Origin of the sequence: Streptomyces sp. B5E4 (assembly GCF_039871555.1) — a bacterium.
GTDB lineage: Bacteria > Actinomycetota > Actinomycetes > Streptomycetales > Streptomycetaceae > Streptomyces.
Genome location: NZ_JBDPMI010000037.1, coordinates 1 through 17,657 on the forward strand (window position 1 = coordinate 1; position 17,657 = coordinate 17,657).

The 17,657-nt window shown below is 74.3% G+C and carries 14 protein-coding genes; 10 read left to right on the forward strand and 4 right to left on the reverse strand.

Annotated features, from left to right (window positions below; genetic code table 11):
- Window positions 1-1,153: 1,153 nt before the first annotated feature.
- Complete coding sequence (locus tag ABGA99_RS32145; protein WP_347580357.1) at window positions 1,154-1,795, forward strand: class I SAM-dependent methyltransferase; 642 nt, start codon at window positions 1,154-1,156, stop codon at window positions 1,793-1,795.
- A 34-nt stretch (window positions 1,796-1,829) separates the two neighbouring features.
- Here ABGA99_RS32145 and ABGA99_RS32150 read toward each other — a convergent pair whose 3' ends face one another.
- Window positions 1,830-3,050, reverse strand: a complete 1,221-nt coding sequence (locus tag ABGA99_RS32150; protein WP_347580356.1) for a hypothetical protein — start codon at window positions 3,048-3,050, stop codon at window positions 1,830-1,832.
- 128 nt (window positions 3,051-3,178) lie between these two features.
- On the opposite strand from ABGA99_RS32150, the gene ABGA99_RS32155 reads away from it, so the two are divergent.
- The 5 genes from ABGA99_RS32155 to ABGA99_RS32175 all read left to right on the forward strand — a co-directional run bounded on the left by ABGA99_RS32155 (window position 3,179) and on the right by ABGA99_RS32175 (window position 10,492).
- Complete coding sequence (locus tag ABGA99_RS32155) at window positions 3,179-4,015, forward strand: NAD(P)-dependent oxidoreductase (RefSeq protein WP_347580355.1); 837 nt, start codon at window positions 3,179-3,181, stop codon at window positions 4,013-4,015.
- Window positions 4,016-4,157: 142 nt separating this feature from the next.
- Window positions 4,158-5,036: a 5-dehydro-4-deoxyglucarate dehydratase gene (locus ABGA99_RS32160; RefSeq protein WP_347584016.1), complete on the forward strand. Its 879-nt coding sequence runs from the start codon at window positions 4,158-4,160 to the stop codon at window positions 5,034-5,036.
- Window positions 5,036-6,304 carry a glucarate dehydratase family protein gene (locus tag ABGA99_RS32165; RefSeq protein WP_347584043.1) on the forward strand — a complete coding sequence of 423 codons (1,269 nt, stop codon included), beginning with the start codon at window positions 5,036-5,038 and terminating at the stop codon, window positions 6,302-6,304. Before ABGA99_RS32160 ends, ABGA99_RS32165 begins: the two co-directional genes overlap by 1 nt.
- A gap of 64 nt (window positions 6,305-6,368) precedes the next feature.
- Window positions 6,369-7,943, forward strand: coding sequence for a sodium:solute symporter family protein (locus ABGA99_RS32170; RefSeq protein WP_347580353.1), 1,575 nt, complete (start codon window positions 6,369-6,371; stop codon window positions 7,941-7,943).
- 107 nt (window positions 7,944-8,050) lie between these two features.
- Window positions 8,051-10,492 (forward strand): polysaccharide lyase 8 family protein, encoded by a 2,442-nt coding sequence (locus ABGA99_RS32175; RefSeq protein ID WP_347584017.1) that lies wholly within the window; start codon window positions 8,051-8,053, stop codon window positions 10,490-10,492.
- Window positions 10,493-10,869: 377 nt separating this feature from the next.
- Here the strand turns inward: ABGA99_RS32175 and ABGA99_RS32180 are convergent, their stop codons facing one another.
- Entirely contained in the window at window positions 10,870-11,790 is a 921-nt protein-coding gene (locus ABGA99_RS32180; RefSeq protein WP_347580351.1) for an NADP-dependent oxidoreductase, read from the reverse strand.
- 64 nt (window positions 11,791-11,854) lie between these two features.
- Between ABGA99_RS32180 and ABGA99_RS32185 the strand changes: the two genes are divergently transcribed.
- Window positions 11,855-12,256: an RNA-binding S4 domain-containing protein gene (locus tag ABGA99_RS32185; protein WP_347580350.1), complete on the forward strand. Its 402-nt coding sequence runs from the start codon at window positions 11,855-11,857 to the stop codon at window positions 12,254-12,256.
- 60 nt (window positions 12,257-12,316) lie between these two features.
- Here ABGA99_RS32185 and ABGA99_RS32190 read toward each other — a convergent pair whose 3' ends face one another.
- Window positions 12,317-13,219 (reverse strand): endonuclease/exonuclease/phosphatase family protein, encoded by a 903-nt coding sequence (locus ABGA99_RS32190; protein WP_347580349.1) that lies wholly within the window; start codon window positions 13,217-13,219, stop codon window positions 12,317-12,319.
- A 228-nt stretch (window positions 13,220-13,447) separates the two neighbouring features.
- Between ABGA99_RS32190 and ABGA99_RS32195 the strand changes: the two genes are divergently transcribed.
- A complete protein-coding gene (locus ABGA99_RS32195; protein ID WP_347584018.1) occupies window positions 13,448-14,677 on the forward strand; it encodes an FAD-dependent oxidoreductase in 1,230 nt (409 codons plus the stop codon).
- Window positions 14,678-14,749: 72 nt separating this feature from the next.
- On the opposite strand, the gene ABGA99_RS32200 is transcribed toward ABGA99_RS32195, so the two are convergent.
- Complete coding sequence (locus ABGA99_RS32200; RefSeq protein WP_347580347.1) at window positions 14,750-15,520, reverse strand: methyltransferase domain-containing protein; 771 nt, start codon at window positions 15,518-15,520, stop codon at window positions 14,750-14,752.
- A 184-nt stretch (window positions 15,521-15,704) separates the two neighbouring features.
- Here ABGA99_RS32200 and ABGA99_RS32205 point away from each other — a divergent pair, with 184 nt between their 5' ends.
- The gene (locus ABGA99_RS32205) at window positions 15,705-16,658 is read left to right on the forward strand and encodes a sigma-70 family RNA polymerase sigma factor (RefSeq protein ID WP_347580346.1); all 954 of its coding nucleotides are present in this window, start codon (window positions 15,705-15,707) and stop codon (window positions 16,656-16,658) included.
- A gap of 88 nt (window positions 16,659-16,746) precedes the next feature.
- Window positions 16,747-17,598, forward strand: a complete 852-nt coding sequence (locus tag ABGA99_RS32210; protein WP_347584019.1) for a PhzF family phenazine biosynthesis isomerase — start codon at window positions 16,747-16,749, stop codon at window positions 17,596-17,598.
- The last annotated feature ends 59 nt before the right edge of the window (window positions 17,599-17,657 follow it).

Consider the following 17,657-nt stretch of genomic DNA (forward strand, 5'->3'; position numbering starts at 1 on the left):
TGTTCTCGGCGCCGGGGGCGGCGGCGCGGGGGTGCCGGCTCTGGTCGCCGGAGTGGCCGGTGTCGTGGGGAAGGCGGGCGTCGGGGTGGGCGGTGTCGTAGGCGAAACGGCCTGACGTGGGTTGTGGAGCATTGGCCTCCCGGCCGCTGGAGCCCAGCCACGTCCCCGGGGGCACCCGGCCCGGCTGCAGCGGCGATCACACGCCGCAGCCCGCGCCCGCCAGTGCCCGGAAGTTGCGCACCCGGGGAAGCAGCGCCCGGCTCCCCGCCCCACGACGTTCGCCCGCCCGGCGACGGCGCGCTCCGGGGTTCTGTGCGGCGTCGAGTGGGCAGTCGTGCGCGCCGCGGGGCAGGACTCGGGCCCTGGGGCCCGATCCGGCCCGGATCCGGGAGGGCTACCGCGAGTTACGACCCAATCCCTCCGCCCGGGCCCTGCGGACAGCGGTTGCCCGGCCTCGGAACGGCCGCGTGCGCGGCGATGGGCGAAAGTCGATCGGTGGGGGTGATTTGCGGGGTTTGTTGGAGGTGTTACCGCGGGTTATGGCTCATTTCCACCGTTTGGTGGCCTCGGGGGGACCGCCCCGGGCGGCTGGACACCACCGACCAGCCCTCGGGCCTGGCCAGGTGGGCGAAAGTCGGGGCGGATGGGCGTTTTGGGCCGGTTTTCGGGGCGGGTTACCGCGAGTTACGGCTCATTTTCTCCGCTTCCGGTGGTGCGGGTCGGGGACCGGTAGGCGATCGCCGGGCGGATATACGTCATGCGGTGGGGAGTTGGGCGCTGCTTCCCCGGGTGGGCCGGTTCCGGGTCCCGGCGGGCGCGGGGTGCTGTGCGTGATCGCCGGTGCTCCCCGGAGCCGGGCCCTTGGGGAGGCGGCTGTCGGGCCGGGTGGGGCCCGATGCTCCAAAACCCACGTTCGACCGTTCGCATACGAGACCGTCCACCCCGACGCCCGCCCTGCGGGACACGGTCGAGGCCATCCGGGCTTCCGGCTTCCAGATCGACCCGGAGCTGTGGGCCATGAAGGATGCCACCGACTGCTCCCAGTGCCATGCCGGGTGCACGGACAGCCCCAACAGCGGGAAGTAGTACTCCACTGAGCGGGGCACCTCCCCTTGGATCCGAGGGGAGTTGTCCCCGTGAGGAAAGGTTCTGCATGGACGTCGTCGATGCTTGGGAGCGGTACGCCCGGGGGCGGACACCCCGGCGGGAGACCAACGCCTCCGGGGCCCGCACGTGGCTGAACTGGACGCAGTACGCGGACCACGGCCCCGATGAATCGGTCCTCGGTGAGCTTCACGGCAGGACCGTCCTGGAACTCGGCTCCGGTACGGGCTGCAACCTGGCCCATCTCTCCACCCTGGGTGCCGTGTGTACCGGCGTGGACATCGCACCGAGCCAGCGCAAGAAGGCCGTCGCCCGGTGGGGGCACCTCCCCGGCCTCGCCTTCCAGACGGCAGACGTGACCGACTACCTGAGCCACGCAGAAGGCCCGTTCGACGTGGTTCTCTCCATCTTCGGACCCGTCTGGTTCACGGACCCTGAACAGTTCCTCCCCCTGATCCGGAAGAGGCTTTCTTCCGGTGGCGTACTGGCTTTCTCCCACAAGCCCCCGGCCGAAGGCATGGAGCCGGTGGGCACGCTGAGTGCGGCCAGGGCGGTAACCAGGTGGGACTACGGTCCGGAAGAGTGGTCGGCCCTCCTGACCGATGCGGGGTACGCAAACCCCCGAGCCGAGGTCATCCCTCCCCCGGAAGGACAAGGCGTCGGAACCCTCCTCGTCAGGGCCTGCGCATAGGCATCGGCACCACCGGGAAAGGCGCCGGCGGCCGTCAGGCGCCCAGAGCCTCCGCCACCCGGGCCAGGTCCTCCCCCGACGCCAGTCCCCCGTGGTACAGCCGCAGTTCGTCCGCGCCCAGCTTCGCCGCGTGGGCCGCGTCCTCCGCCAGCCTCGCCGGGGTGCCGCCGAGACCCGCGACCACCGTGAGGTTCGCCGCCAGGGTCGTGTGCGGGCGGCGGTACGGGACACAGGGTTCCAGGGCCGCGGTGCGGGCGGCGGGGCCGCCGGTGCAGGGCAGGACCAGGCCGTCCGCGAACTGCAGCACCTCCGCCGGGTCCACGCCGGCGTTCGCGCCGCAGGCGTACGGCTCCGGGGTGGCGTGCAGCAGGACGCGGAACGCGGAGTCCGGGGCCTCGGCCCGTACCGCCGCGACCGCCTCGCGCTGCAGCCGGGTGGCCGCCGCGCGCCGCCAGCCCAGCACCGCGGCGGCCCGTTCGGCGCCCAGCAGCCCCACGATCCGGGCCCAGGTGCCCGCCGCCTCCACCGCCTCGGCCGTGGCCGGCGGTGCGGCGGCGGCGCCGTCCCAGTAGGGCCGCAGCGCGGCGGTGACCGCCGACCGCAAGTCGTCGGGTTCCGCGCCGTACGCCGCGTAGCCGTCGCGGCAGCGGTCGCAGAAGCACAGCGACATCAGCACCTGCCCGGCCGCGTCCAGGGCCACGCCGCCGGTCTTGTCGTGCGCGTGCAGATGTGCCAGCCCGTACCACCCGCACGACTCCAGCTCGCAGCCCCGCGCCCCCGGCCGGGTCGCCGCCTCCGCCGCGAGCCGGACGAGGTAGTCGCGCACGTCGGGCCGGCCGATGCAGGGCGCCCAGGGGTAGCGGTCGCCGTGCGCGTTGACCACGGAGGTCTCCGGATGCTCCGCGCCCAGCCGGGAGTTGTGCGCGAGGACCACCCAACTGTTCACCTCCACCCCCGCCCCGGCCAGCGCCTCCGCCGCCTCGCCGAACGGGTCGGCGGCGGCCACCCAGTCCTGGGCGTACGGGCGCAGCGCGCGCCCCGCCCACCGGCGCGCGTCCGGGGGGTAGAGCACCGCGGAGTGCCGGGCGGTGACGATGCGGTGGCGCGGGTGGCGCGGGGTCACGGCGCGGGTGGAGTGGTACGCGGCGGCCAGCGTCACCTGCCGTACGCCCAACTCCGCCACCCGGCGCGCGGCGGCGGGGTCGCCGACGACGTCCCACGGATACAGAAAGACCGAAGCACGAGGTGTCATCATCAGGGTGTACACATTTCTGCCCGGCGTCCATATTGGTGAACAGGCACGCTAAGGCCGCCCCGACGCACCGTCAAGACCGCCTCCCCGCCGCCCCGTCCACCGACGCCCCGCACCACCGAGGAGTCACGATGTCAGCCCACCGCCCACCGCGCACCGTCCTGCTCACCGGCGCCGCCGGCGGCATCGGCACCCTGATGCGCGGCCTGCTCCCCGCCCACGGCCACGAGCTGCGCCTGCTCGACCGCGTCGCCGTCACCCCGGGACCCGAGCGCGCCGTCACCGCCGACCTCGCCGACCGCGCCGCGCTGCGCGAGGCCCTGCGCGGCGTCGACGCGGTGCTCCACCTCGCCGGGATCTCGCTGGAGTCGACGTTCGAGAAGGTGCTGCGCGCCAACATCGAGGGCACGTACCACCTCTACGAGGCCGCCCGCGAAGAGGGCGTCGGCCGTGTCGTCTTCGCCTCCAGCAACCACGCCGTCGGCTTCCACCCCCGGCCCCGCCGCACCGGCCGCGTGCCCGCCGCGGAGCTGATCGGCACCGACGCCGCGCACCGCCCCGACACCTTCTACGGCCTGTCCAAGTGCTTCGGCGAGGACCTGGCGCAGCTCTACTGGGACAAGCACGGCATCGAGACCGTCTCCGTACGCATCGGCTCCTGCTTCCCCGAGCCGACCTCCGTGCGCATGCTCTCCCTCTGGCTCAGCCCTGCCGACGGGGCCCGCCTGTTCCACGCCGCGCTGAGCGCGCCGGACGTCGGCCACACCGTCGTCTACGGCAGCTCCGCCAACACCCGCGCCTGGTGGGACCTCGGCACGGCGCGGGCGCTCGGCTACGAGCCGCAGGACGACTCCGAGGCGTACGCGGACAAGCTCCTCGCCGAGCTCGGCCCCGACGCGCCGGACGCACCGGACCAGGCCAACCTGGGCGGCCCGTTCTGCACCGACCCGCCCATCTGGCCCCACTGAGGCCGCCGTTCGCGCGCGGGCGCCCCTGCCCCCGCGGCCGGAACCCGCGCGCACCCCCTTGACGGCCGTCGCCCCCACCTCTACGTTTCCGGCACCAATTCAGATTCATATCTTTCGTTCAGATAGATGAATCGAGGTCCCGGTGCGGCTCGACGGCATCCTGTTCTTCCCCCTCACCCCCTTCGACGCCGCCGGCGCGGTGCACGAGGACGTGCTCGCCCGGCACGTCGCCGACGGCGTCGCGCAGGGCGCGGGGGCGGTGTTCGCCGCCTGCGGCACCGGCGAGTTCCACGCGCTCGACGGCGCGGAGCACCGGCGGGTGGTCCGTACCGCCGTCGTGGCCGCGGGCGGCCGGGTGCCGGTGTACGCCGGGGCCGGCGCGGACGGGGTGCTGCTGATGCCGCCGTACCTGGTCGCCGCGCCGGAGGCGGGGCTCGTCGCGTACGTGCGCGAGGTCGCCGCCGCCACCGCCCTGCCGCTGGTCGTCTACCAGCGCGACAACGCCCGCTTCACCCCCGCCGGCGCCGCGGAGCTGGCGCGGATCCCCACGGTCACCGGCTTCAAGGACGGGCTCGGCGACATCGAGCTGATGCAGCGCGTCATCCCGGCCGTCCACGCCGCGCTCGACGGCCGCGACGGTCCCGCGAAGGACTTCACCTTCTTCAACGGCCTGCCCACCGCCGAGGTCTCGGCCGCCGCGTACGCCGCCGTGGGCGCGCGGCTGTACTCCTCGGCCGTCTTCTGCTTCGTCCCCGAGGTGGCCCTCGCCTTCCACCGGGCGCGGGCCGCGGGCGACGACGCGCGCGTACGCCGGCTGCTGAGCGGCTTCTACATCCCCCTCGTCCGGCTCCGCAACGAAGTCCCCGGCTACGCGGTCTCGCTGGTCAAGGCCGGCGCCCGGCTGCGCGGCCTGGACACGGGCGGCGTACGGCCGCCGCTGGCCGACCCGCATCCCGAACACCTCGCCGAGCTGGAGCTGATCGTCTCCGCCGGCCTGGAGATCGCCGGGGCCGCCCGATGATGCGGATACGCGAGATCACCGTCACCCCCGTCGCCTTCCGCGACCCGCCGCTGCTCAACGCCGCGGGCGTACACGAGCCGTGGGCCCTGCGCAGCGTCGTGGAGGTCGTCACCGACGACGGCCTCACCGGCCTCGGCGAGAGCTACGGCGACGCCTCCCACCTGGACCGGCTGCGCGCCGCCGCCCGCGCCCTGACCGGCGCCGACGCCGGCCACCACCACGGCCTCTACGCCCGCGTCGCCGCCAGTGTCGGCACCGACGTCTTCACCGACCAGCACGGTCTGACCGGTGCCGGCAGCAACGGCAAGACCGTCGACTCCGTCTTCTCCCCCTTCGAGGTCGCCTGCCTCGACATCGTCGGCAAGGCCACGGGGCGCCGCGTGGCGGATCTGCTCGGCGGGCCGGTGCGCGACGCCGTGCCGTACAGCGCGTACCTCTTCTACAAGTGGGCGGGCCACCCCGACGCGCCCGACGACCGCTTCGGCGCGGCGCTGGACCCGGACGGCATCGTCACCCAGGCGCGGCTGCTCGTCGACGAGTACGGCTTCCGCTCGCTGAAGCTCAAGGGCGGGGTCTTCCCGCCCGACGAGGAGATCGCGGCGGTACGCGCCCTCAGCGACGCGTTCCCCGGGCTGCCGCTGCGCATCGACCCCAACGCCGCCTGGACGCCGGAGACTTCCGTACGCGTCGGCGCCGAACTGGCCGGGACGGTGGAGTACCTGGAGGACCCGGCGCCCGGGATCGAGGGGATGGCCGAGGTCGCGGCGAAGGTGCCGATGCCGCTGGCCACGAACATGGCCGTGGTCACGCACGCCCACCTGCCGCCGGCGATCGCGCAACGCGCCGTCGGGGTGCTGCTGCTGGACCACCACTACTGGGGCGGGCTGCTGAAGTCCGCGCAGGTCGCGGCGCTCTGCGGGACGTTCGGCATCGGCCTGTCCATGCACTCCAACTCCCACCTCGGCATCAGCCTCGCCGCGATGACGCACCTGGCCGCCGCCACCCCCAACCTCGACCACTCCTGCGACACCCACACCCCCTGGCTGACGGTGCGGGACGGGCAGGACGTGATCGCCCCCGGGGCCCTCGCCTTCACCGGCGGCGCCGTACCGCTGCCGCCGGGTCCCGGACTCGGCGTCGAGCTGGACCGCGACGCGCTGGCCGTGCTGCACGAGCAGTACGAGAGGTGCGGCGTCCGGCGCCGCGACGACACCGCGTACATGCGCCGCTTCCACCCCGGCTTCGCCCCCGCGCGGGCCCGTTGGTGAGCGCTCGGCACGCGGCACGCGCACCACCCCCCACCCATCGGAGAAGACACAGGCAGGAGCCGCGATGTCCATCGCTGACTGGATCATGGTCGGGGCCTATTTCTGCGTGATGGTAGGCATCGGCTGGTGGTCGAAGAACCGCGTCCACACCGTGAAGGACTTCTTCACCACCGGCGGCCGCATACCGTGGTGGCTGTCCGGCATCTCGCACCACATGTCCGGCTACAGCGCGGTGATGTTCGTCGCGTTCGCCGCCGTCGCCTACGACCACGGGCTGACGGTGTACGTGTGGTGGGCGCTGACCATCGGCCTCGGCATCGGGGTCGGCGCGTTCCTCTTCGCGCCCCGCTGGGCGCGGCTGCGCGCGAAGCACGACGTGGCCTCGCCGCTGGAGTACCTGGCGAAGCGGTACAACCTGCCGACGCAGCAGGTGCTGGCGTACAGCGGCGCACTGCTGAAGGTCGTCGACATCGCGGCCAAGTGGGTGGCGATCTCGGTACTGCTCCAGGGCTTCGCGGACGTGCCGCTGGAGTGGGGGATCCTCTTCACCGGCGTGGCGACCATGGCGTACATGGCAGTGGGCGGCCTGTGGGCCGACGTGCTCACGGACTTCAGCCAGTTCGTCATCCAGTTCCTGGCCGGTGTGGTGATGTTCTGGGCCGTGCTGGCGGAGCTGGGCGGCTTCTCCTCGCTGTGGACGATGTGGGACGACCTGCCGGACAGCCACCACGACCCGGTCACCGGGCCGGTGACGACGACGCTGGTGCTGGCGTTCCTGCTGGTGAAGACCTTCGAGTACAACGGCGGCATGTGGAACCTGGCGCAGCGGTACATGGCCGCGCCGTCCGGCTCCGCCGCGAAGCGCTCGGCGCTGCTGTCCAGCGGGCTGTGGCTGGTGTGGCCGTTCGTCCTGTTCCTGCCGATGTTCGCGGCGCCGCTGATCGTGCCGGGGCTGGAGAACAGCGAGGAGTCGTACATCGAGCTGGCGAAGGAGCTGATGCCGGCCGGCCTGACGGGGCTGGTGCTGGCCGGGTTCTTCTGCCACACGATGGCGATGGTCGCCTCGGACTCCAACGTGATCTCGGCGGTCATCACCCGGGACATGGCGCCCGTGCTGGTGCCGCGGGTACGGCAGTTGACCGACCGGGCACAGTTGACGTTCGCCCGGGTGACGACGGTGGCGTTCGTGTCGGTGAGCATGGTCATCGCGATCGCGACCGGGGGTGAGGGCTTCGTGCTCGATGTGGTCGTGGACCTGGTGGCGGCGACGATGGGGCCGATCTCGATCCCGCTGATGCTGGGGATGCTGCCGTGGTTCCGGCGTTGCGGCCCGACGGCGGCCATCGTGTCGTGGGCCGGCGGCCTGGGGCTGTGGGCGGTGCTGCACTGGGTGCTGGACGGCACCACGCAGGCCGCGCTCGTGGGACTGCCGCTGCTGACGTCGCTGGTGCTGTACGTGGGCATCGGGCTGCTGCGCCCCGAGGGCGGGGCGGAGCAGGACGCGCTGATCGACTCGCTGGGCTCGGACCCGGAGGAGGGCGCGGCTGCGGCGGACGGCGCAGAGGCCGGGGCGGCGGGCGGTACGGCGGCGAAGGACACCCAGCCGCCGGAGGCGACCGCGGACCTCACGTCGCGCTGAGGGGTCGCCGGGCAACCCCCGTTCGTGCGGCGGGGGTTGCCGACCCGGGCAGCAAGCGCTTTCATGCAGGTGACCACGGACCCTTTCGTACGAACCGAGGGAGCCCGATGCGCCCCGTCCGCCCGCCCGTGCCCTCCCGCCGCGCCCTGCTCGCCGCGAGCGCCGGGACGCTCCTCGTCCCGGCGACCGCCGCCGCCGCGTACGCCGCGGCCCCCGGCGCCGCCGCCTCGGGACCGCCGGCCGCCGCCGCACCCGCCGACGAGGAAGCCCTGCTGGAGCGCGCCGCCCGCATGCTCGCCGGCGACGGCTACGACCCCGCGGACCCCGACTTCGCCGCCGCCCTCGCCGACCTCGACGCCGAGGCCCGCCGCTGGTGGGACACCCTGGACCGGTCGGCGGGACGCACCGCGCTCTGGCCCGACCTCGCCCCCGTCGCCGACGCCGGCAACTTCGGCCAGTGCTACCCGCGGCTGCGCACCCTCGCCACCGCCTGGACCGCCCCCGGCACCTCCTTCACCGGCCGCACCGAGGTCGCCGCCGCACTGCTCGACGCGCTGCGCTTCCTCCACGACACCGCCTACCACCCGGGCCGTACCCAGAGCGGCAACTGGTGGTTCTGGGAGATCGGCGCCCCGCGCGCCCTGCTCGACTGCTGCGTCCTGCTGCGCGCCCTGCTGCCCGCCGCCGACCTCGCCGCGTACCTCGCCACCGTCGACCGCTTCGTCCCCGACCCCGACCGCCGCACCAACGCCCCGACGCTCTCGGAGACCGGCGCCAACCGCGCCGACAAGTGCGTCATCGTCGCGCTGCGCGGGCTGCTGGGCCGTAGCCCGGAGAAGACCGCGCTGGCCCGCGACGGCCTGTCCGACGTGCGCGACGGCGGGCGCAACAGCCTCTTCCAGTACGTGACCTCGGGCGACGGCTTCTACCGCGACGGCTCCTTCGTCCAGCACGGCTCGGTCGCCTACACCGGCACGTACGGCGCGGTGCTCCTGGCCGCCGCGGGCCAGTTGATGGCGCTGCTCGCCGGCTCGGCGTGGGCGGTCACCGATCCCGCGACGACCGTGCTCTTCGACGCGGTCGAGCGGTCGTTCGCCCCGGTGATCACCGACGGGCTGATGATGGACGCGGTACGCGGCCGGGCGATCTCCCGCGAGCGCGCTCCGGACCACGTGGACGGCGCGCTCGCCGTCTCGTACGTCCTGCAGGTGGCGGAGGCCGCGCCCGCCGGCCAGGCCGCGCGCTGGCACGCGGCGGCGAAGGGCTGGATCGAGCGGCAGTCGGCGTACCCGTACCTCTCGCTCGTCGGCCTCCCGCACATCCAGCGGGCGAAGGCCGTGCTCGCCGACCCGGGGGTGCCGGCCGCGCCGCCGCTCACGGGCCACCACTCCTTCGCCGCCATGGAGCGCGTCGTGCACCGGCGGCCCGGCTGGTCGTACACGCTGTCGCTGTCGTCGAAGCGCGTCGCGGCGTACGAGGCGGGCAACGGCGAGAACGCCCGCGGCTGGTACACCGGCGACGGCGTGGGCTACCTCTATCTCCCGGGCGACCAGGGGCAGTTCGGCGACGCCTTCTGGCCCACGGTGAACGCGTACCGGCTGCCCGGCACGACCGTCGACACGCGCCCGCGCGCGAACCTGGGGTCCGTCTGGACGGAGTTCCGCCCGGCGAACGAGGTGTCGGGCGGCGCGGTGCTGCACAGGCGGTACGGGGCGGCGGCGTTCGAGCTGCGCGCGGACGGAAGCTCGCTGCGGGCCAGGAAGACGTGGTTCTTCCTGGACGACGCGGTGGTCGCGCTGGGCGCGGACATCACGGCGGCCGACGGCAGGGTGATCGAGACGACGGTCGAGAACCGCAGCCTGCGCGGGGACGGCGAGCCGGCGTTCGTGGTGGACGGCCGGCGGCAGCCGGGAGAGGCCGGCTGGGAGCGGGACTTCGCACGGGCGCGGTGGGCGCACCTGGAGGGGACCGGCGGGTACGTCTTCCTGGACGGGGGCGCGGGAAACCGCCTGCGGGCGCTGCGCGAGGAGCGTACGGGCGCCTGGCGGGACATCAACACCGGCGCCGACACGGGCGGCTCCACCACCCCGCACACCCGGCGCTATCTGACGCTCTGGCTGGACCACGGCACGTCGCCCGCCGGGGCGCGCTACGCGTACGCACTGCTGCCCGCGGCGAGCCGGGTGGCGACGGCGGCGTGGTCGGCGCGCGGCCCGGTCCGGGTGGCGGCGAACGACGCGGCGGCGCAGGCCGTCGAGATCCCCCATCTGGGCCTGACGGCGGCCCACTTCTGGGCGCCGGCCACGGCGGCGGGCATCCGCAGCGGAGGTCCGGCCACGGTCCTGCTGCAACGCCGCGGCGACACGATCTCCCTGGCGGTCTCGGATCCGGGCCATACGGCGACGGAGGTCCACCTCGAACTCCCGCTGCGGATCCGCGCGGTGACGAGCGCGGATCCGACGGTGGAGGTGGCACCGGGGAGGCAGGGCCGGGTGACGGTGCGCACGGCGGGCTCCCGCGGCGCCACCCACCGGGCGGAGCTGCGGTAGCGCGGGGCGCTGCCGGGGTGACCCCGTGCCTGCGGGACGGGGTCACCTTGCGGGTGGCGCGGGGCGCGGCGGTACGCACGCGCCCGCCCTCGGGCAGCGCAAGGCGCCCCCGCCGCCCGGGACGCCCCCGCCGACGGCACCCACGCAACGCCCGCCGCGGCAAGGTGAGCTCGGCTCCCGTGCTCGCGGCCCCGGCGGGCCGCGCACCCGCGCCCGCGGCGGGCAACACGCGTCATGCGGATCCGTGCGGGCCACGGCCGTGCCGCCCCCGCGGCCCACCGCCCGGCGCGCCGCGTCTGCGACCCGTGCGCTCGTAGGGCATCAGCGCCCGCGGGCGACTGCACCCGCGGGCATCCCCGCCCCTCCCCGCCCCGGCGCTACGGCACGTCCAGCACCAGCTTGCCCCGCGTACGGCCCGACTCGCTGCGGCGGAACGCCTCCGCGGCCTCCGCCAGCGGCAGCGCCTCCACGTGCACCGTCAGCTTGCCCGCAGCCGCGAGTCCCGCCAGATGCGCCAGGCCCTCCGCGTCCGGGCGCACCCACACGACCTGCCCGCCCAGCTTCTTCACCTCGCCGTCCACGATCGACGCCGAGCGCGCCGGGTCCCTCAGCACCTCATGCGAGACCTGCACCGCCCCGCCGCCCGCGAAGTCCAGCGCCGCGTCCACCCCGTCCGGTGCGATCTCCCGCACCCGGTCGGCGAGGCCGTCGCCGTACGTCAGGGGCTCGGCGCCCAGCGAGCGCAGGAAGTCGTGGTTGCGCTCGCTCGCGGTCGCGATCACGCGGGCCCCGCGGACGACCGCGAGCTGGACGCCGAGCGAGCCGACGCCGCCCGCGCCGCCGTGGATGAGCACCGTCTCGCCGTCCCCGGCGCCCACCCGGTCCAGCGAGCGCAGCGCGGTGAGCCCGGCCAGCGGCAGCGCCGCGGCCTGCTGCCAGCTCAGCGCGGCGGGCTTGTGGGTCAGGGTCCGTACGGGCGCGGCGACGTACTCCGCGTACGTGCCCTGCCCGATCTCGTCCCGGCGCACATACCCCAGCACCTCGTCGCCCACGGCGAACTCCGGGGTGTCCGCGCCCAGTTCCTCCACCACGCCGGCCGCGTCCCAGCCGGGGATGAGCGGGAAGTGGACGTACATCATGCTGTCGAGCCCGCCCGCCGCGACCTTCCAGTCGACGGGGTTGACCCCGGCCGCCTTCACCCGCACGAGCACTTGGTCGGGGCCGACCTTGGGCTTGGGCACCTCAAGGAGCCGCAGATTCTCCGCTCCGCCGTAGCCGCTTGTGACGATCGCTTTCATGATCTCCTCCCGAGGTCCGCTCCGTGGGGATTATCCCTCCGCACGGGCCCGTAGAGTCGATGACATGGCTGGAGAGGACGGGAGCGTACGGGTCGACAGCTGGATCTGGTCCGTACGGCTCACCAAGACCCGCTCCGCGGCGGCCACCGCCTGCAAGGCGGGGCACGTCCGCGTCAACGGCGACCGCGTGAAGCCGGCCCAGGCGCTGCGGGTCGGCGACGAGGTACGGGTGCGGCTGGCCGGGCGGGAGCGGATCGTCGTGGTCAGGCGGCTGCTGCGCAAGCGGGTCGGCGCGCCGGTGGCCGTCGAGTGCTACGCCGACCACAGCCCGCCCCCGCCGCCGCGCGAGATGGCCGCCCCGGTCGCCCGTCGCGACCGCGGCACGGGCCGGCCGACGAAGCGGGACCGGCGCGAGCTGGAGCGGCTGCGCGGCAGGGCGGAGCAGCGGGACGAGGACGAGGGCTAGGCCGAAGCCGGAGGGGACGGGTGGCGCCGGCGGGCCCCGGGGCCGCCGGCGCCGTGGCCGTCAGAGCCGCAGGAACGCCTGCACCGGCAGGTGGTCGCTGGGGAACTGGCCGTCGCGCTGGTACGTGTTGATCTTGGCGTACCGCGTCCGCACCTCCGGCGTGACGAGGATCCAGTCGATGCGGTCGCCTTCCGGCACCAGCGGCCGGTAGCCGTGGAACGTGGCGTACGCGTCGCTGCGCCGCTCCGCCGCGTCCCAGGTGTCCTCCAGACCGCCGCCCACGAGCATCGCGTCGTAGACGGGGTTGCGGTGCGCGGGGACGTTGAAGTCGCCGGTGACGACCCGCGGGAGCGAGGTGTCGAACTCCGCGAAGCGGCTGGTGATCAGGTCGGCGGAGCGCTCGCGCGCCTGCTGGTTGACGTGGTCGAGGTGGGTGTTGACGTGGTAGAACTCGCCGCCCGTGACCAGGTCGCGGAAGCGGATCCAGGTGACCATCCGCAGCACGGCGTTGCCCCAGGTGTTGGAGCCGATCAGGTAGGGCTCGTCGGAGAGCCAGTAGTGGTCGAACGCGACCGGGGCCAGCCGGCGGATGTCGTAGAACACCGCCATGAACTCGTCCTTGCTGCCGCCCTTCCGGCCGGTCCCGATCCAGGCGTGGTGGCGGCCGAGGTCGGTGGCGATGTCGAGCAGTTGCGGGTACAGCCCCTCCTGGGTACCGACGAGGTGCGGCTCCTCGGCGCGCAGCAGCGCGCGCATCACGGGGCGGCGCTCGGGCCAGGAGTTCGGCGGGGTGGCGGAGGCGTAGCGGAGGTTGAAGCTCATGACGTGCAGTTCGTCCTCGCCGCCGGCTCCGCGCGCGGGGCCGGCGGCCCGCGCCTCGGAGAGCCCGACGACGGTCGGGGCGAGGGCGGCTGCGGCGGCGGTGCCGAGGGCGCGACGGCGGCTGAGGGGGAACTCGGGCATGGGTCACCTCTCCGTTCGGGGGGTGCGACGTGGGGAGAGTCTCAGGCGGCGAGATGAGAGGGAAGTGACGCGCACACGTCAGTAATACGAACTGAAGATCACCCGGCTGCGGACCGCGCGCGCCCCGCTCCCGTAGCGCTGTGACCCATGTCACGTGCCGTTCCTGTCAGCAATCGCGGCGCTGTGCCGCTCAGGTCTCGGGAGCAAGCGACACACAGGGAGCCGCACATGAAGCACCGCATCGTCGTCCTCGGCGCCGGCTACGCCGGGGCCTACACCGCCGGGAACCTGGCCCGCCGGCTGTCCCCGGCGGACACCGAGATCACCGTGGTCAACGCGGTGCCGGAGTTCGTCCAGCGGCTGCGGCTGCACCGGCTCGCGGCCGGCGGGGAGATCGAGACCCCGCAGCTCGCCGACGTCTTCGCGGGCACGGGGATACGGCTGCGGGTGGCCCGGATCACCGCCGTCGCCCCCGAGAACCGGGTCGTCGCCGTGGCCGACGCCGACGGCGGCGGCCTGCTGCCCTACGACACGCTCGTCTACGCGCTCGGCAGCCGCGTCGCCTACCGCGACGTCCCCGGGGTGGCCGAGCACGCCTTCCACGTCACCGCCCGGCCCGCGGCGCTCCGCCTGCGCGACCGGCTGGACAGCCTGGACACCCGGGGCGCGGGCGGGACCGTCGTGGTCGTCGGCGACGGGCTGACCGGCATCGAGACCGCCACCGAGATCGCCGAGGCCAGGACCGGCCTGTCGGTGACGCTGGTCGCGCGCGGCGAGCTGGGCGCCCGGCTCTCCGCCGGTGCCCGCGCCCACCTGCGCCGGGCCTGCGACCGGATGGGCATCACCGTCCGGGAGCACACCGTGGTCGCGGCCGTGGAAGCGACGCGGGTGCGGTGCACGGACGGCACCGCCCTGGCGTCCGACGCCACCGTGTGGACCGGGGGGTTCGCGGTCGACCCGCTGGCCGCCGCCGCCGGACTGGAGGTCACCGACGACGGGCGGATCGTCGTCGACCGCACCATGCGGTCCGTCTCGCACCCGGACGTCTACGCGGTCGGCGACAGCGTCCGCGCCCTCGGCGACAACGGCAGGCCGCTGCCGATGTCCTGCGGTTCCGCCGGCTACACCGGCAAGCAGGCGATCGACGCGATCGTGGCGCACCTGACCGGCCGCGAGGTCGCGCACACCAAGCTGGTCTACACCTTCAACCACATCAGCCTCGGGCGGCGGGACGGGATCCTGCAGCCCGTCGACGACGAAGCACGGGCGAAGCCCGCATACGTGGCCGGCCGGACGGCGGCACGGGTCAAGGCGTGCATCGTCCGGGGCTCGCTGTGGGGCACCCTGCACCCGACGTACGGCGTGCCCCGGCGCAGGCGCCGGCTGGCCGCCGCGCCGGGGACGGCGCCGGACCCCTCGTGGGACGCGACCGGCGAGAACCCTTCCCTGGCCGCCTAGATGCGGTTGACGGCGGACGTCGGGTCCGCGGAGGTCCCGGACGACCCCGGATGCGGACGGCCTGATGGCCTTTCAGGCGGAGGCGGAGGCCACGAAGACGGGGACGGCGACGAGGAACCGGCCGGCCTCGGCACGTCGGCGCTGTTCGGCGAGCCATCCGTCCGCCCGGTCACGGCCGACGGCGCCGCTCGCGCAGACCGGCTCGGCGAGCCGCGCGACCAGCGACAGCATCGCGGGGTCGGTGAACACACTGGTGTGCACCTCGACCGTGACCTCGTCGAAGCCGCCGGCCAGGAGCAGGCCGCGGTACTGCCGACCGGCGCGGGGCGCGCCCAGGAGGTCGGCGCGGGCGTGCACGATCGTGCGGGTGAGCGCCGGGTCATCCGAATCGATCATGATGGCGTCCCAGTCCTGCCCGACCAGGACGATCCTGCCGCCCGGAGAGAGGACCCGGCGCGCCTCCGCCACCGCGCGCGCCGGCTCCTGAAGGACGTGGAAGACCTTGTCCGCGCGGTAACCGCGCACGCTTCCGTCGGCGAACGGCAGATCCTCCGCCCCGGCCTCCCGGAACTCGGCCTCCGGCCACCGCTCCCGGGCCGCGGCGAGCATCCACCGGCCGGGGTCCACCCCCACCGCGTGGACGCCGCGTACGGTCAGCTCGCCCACGGCTCGTCCGGCGCCGCAGCCGACGTCCACGACGGTCGAGCCCGGGACGGGAGACAGCAGTTCATAGGAGCGGGCCCGCAGCCGGGTCGCGTCCGGCATCCGGTCCGCGGTGTCGATGACGGCCAGCAGGGCTTCGGTCTCGCGGCGTTCTTCCACCGCTTCCTGATCCATGGACATGGACGCATGCTGCGACTTCATGTCGGCATGAAGTCAAGCGACGGCTGCCGCGCTCGTGGCCGGCGGACCGAACCGCGCGTACGGGGGCATCGTTCGCCGCCCGGACTCCCGGTGGCTCCTTCGCCGGGCGGTGTCCGGGACCGCGGCACCGACTTCATGAGACGGCACACCTAGGGTGGAACGTATGGACGGCACCGCCACCGACCGCTTCGACACCGGACGTTTCGAGGCCAGCCGGGACCGGCTGGCCTCGCTGGCCTACCGGATGCTGGGCTCTGCCACCGACGCCGAGGACGCCGTACAGGACGCGTACCTGCGCTGGCAGGCCGCCGACCGGCGACGGATCGAGGTGCCGGAGGCGTGGCTGACCAAGGTCGTCACCAACCTCTGCCTCGACCGGCTCCGTTCGGCCCGCGCCCGCCGCGAACGCAGCGTCGGCACCTGGCTGCCGGAACCGCTCCTCGAAGGCGACCCGATGCTCGGCCCGGCCGACACCTTCGAGCGCCGCGAGTCGGTGTCCCTGGCCGTGCTCACCCTCATGGAACGCCTGTCACCCGTCGAGCGGGCCGTCTACCTCCTGCACGAGACCTTCTCCTACGGCCACGCCGAGATCGCCGGGATCCTCGACGTCTCCGAGTCCGCGAGCCAGCAGCACCTGCACCGGGCCCGCCGCCGCGTCACCGCCGCGCGCCCCCGCGGCGGCGAGGTCGACCCGGCGGCCGCGCTGCGGATCGCCGAGGAGTTCTTCACCGCCGCCGCCTCCGGCCGTACGGAACGGCTCGTGGAACTGCTCACGGACGACCCGACCGCGATCTCCGACGGCGCCGGCCTGACTTCGGTGATGCTGCAGTACGACACCCCGCAGCGCATCGCGGGCATCGCCCGGGCCGGCTTCGCGCCCTCGGCGGTGAAACGGCGCTTCGCCGGCGGCCTGCCCGCCGTCCACTCCGCGCACGTGAACGGTGGCCCCGCCGTCCTCTTCGTGGTCGGCGACAAGGTCATCGGCGCCGTGACGTTCGACCTCGCCCACGGAAAGATCGCACTGGTACGCGGCATCGCCGACCCCGCCCGCCTCGGCCGCCTCAACGACGCCTGGCGGCGGTACGAACCGGGCCCGCCGGTGCTCACGGCCTGGTGACCCCGGGCCCGCCGGCCTGCGCGCCGCCGGCGGGCACCGCCGCGTACCTGCGGGAACACCGGACACACCGTCGCGGGTTCACCCCTGCATGACCGACGTACTGCGTTACACCGCCTTCGCCACCGACCCCGCCGGGGGCAACCGGGCCGGCGTCGTCCTCGACGCCACCGGCCTCTCCGACGAGCGGATGGCCGCCATCGCGGCCGACGTGGGCTACTCCGAAACCGCGTTCCTCACTCCGGGCCCGGCGGACGAGGCCGGCGCCGGCCGGTCGTTCACGGCCCGCTACTTCAGCCCCGCCGCCGAGGTCCCCTTCTGCGGCCACGCGACCGTCGCGACCGCCGTGGCGCTCGCCGAGCGGCTGGGCGCCGGCGACTTCGCGCTGCACACCCGGCCCGGCCGCGTCCCGGTGGCGGTGACCGAGGCGGACGGCGTGCTGAAGGCGACGCTCAGCAGCGTCGAGCCGCATGTCCGGCAGGCCGCGGACGCCGACGTCGCCGAGGCGCTGGCCGCGCTGCGCTGGTCCGCCGCCGAGCTGGATGCCGCCCTGCCCCCGCGCATCGCCTTCGCCGGGGCGCACCACCTCGTCCTCGCCGCCGCCACCCGCGCCCGCCTCGCCGACCTCGACTACGACTTCGGCCGGCTGCGCGCCCTGATGGAGAAGCTGGACCTCACGACCGTCCAGCTCGTCTGGCGCGAGTCCCCCGCCGTCTTCCACGTCCGCGACCCGTTCCCCGTCGGCGGCGTCGTGGAGGACGCGGCCACCGGAGCGGCGGCGGCCGCCTTCGGCGCGTACGTCCGCGAACTGGGCCTGGCCGCCGGACAGGACCGGCTCACCCTCCACCAGGGCCACGACATGGGCAGCCCCTCGCTGCTGGAGGTCGAGCTGCGCGCGGGCGATCCCCGGGTGCACGTCACGGGCGCGGCGGTCCGCCTCTGACCCCCCTCATGTGATCCACCTCACATTCAAGATTTCCTCCGCTCCGCTGTCGAAATCCG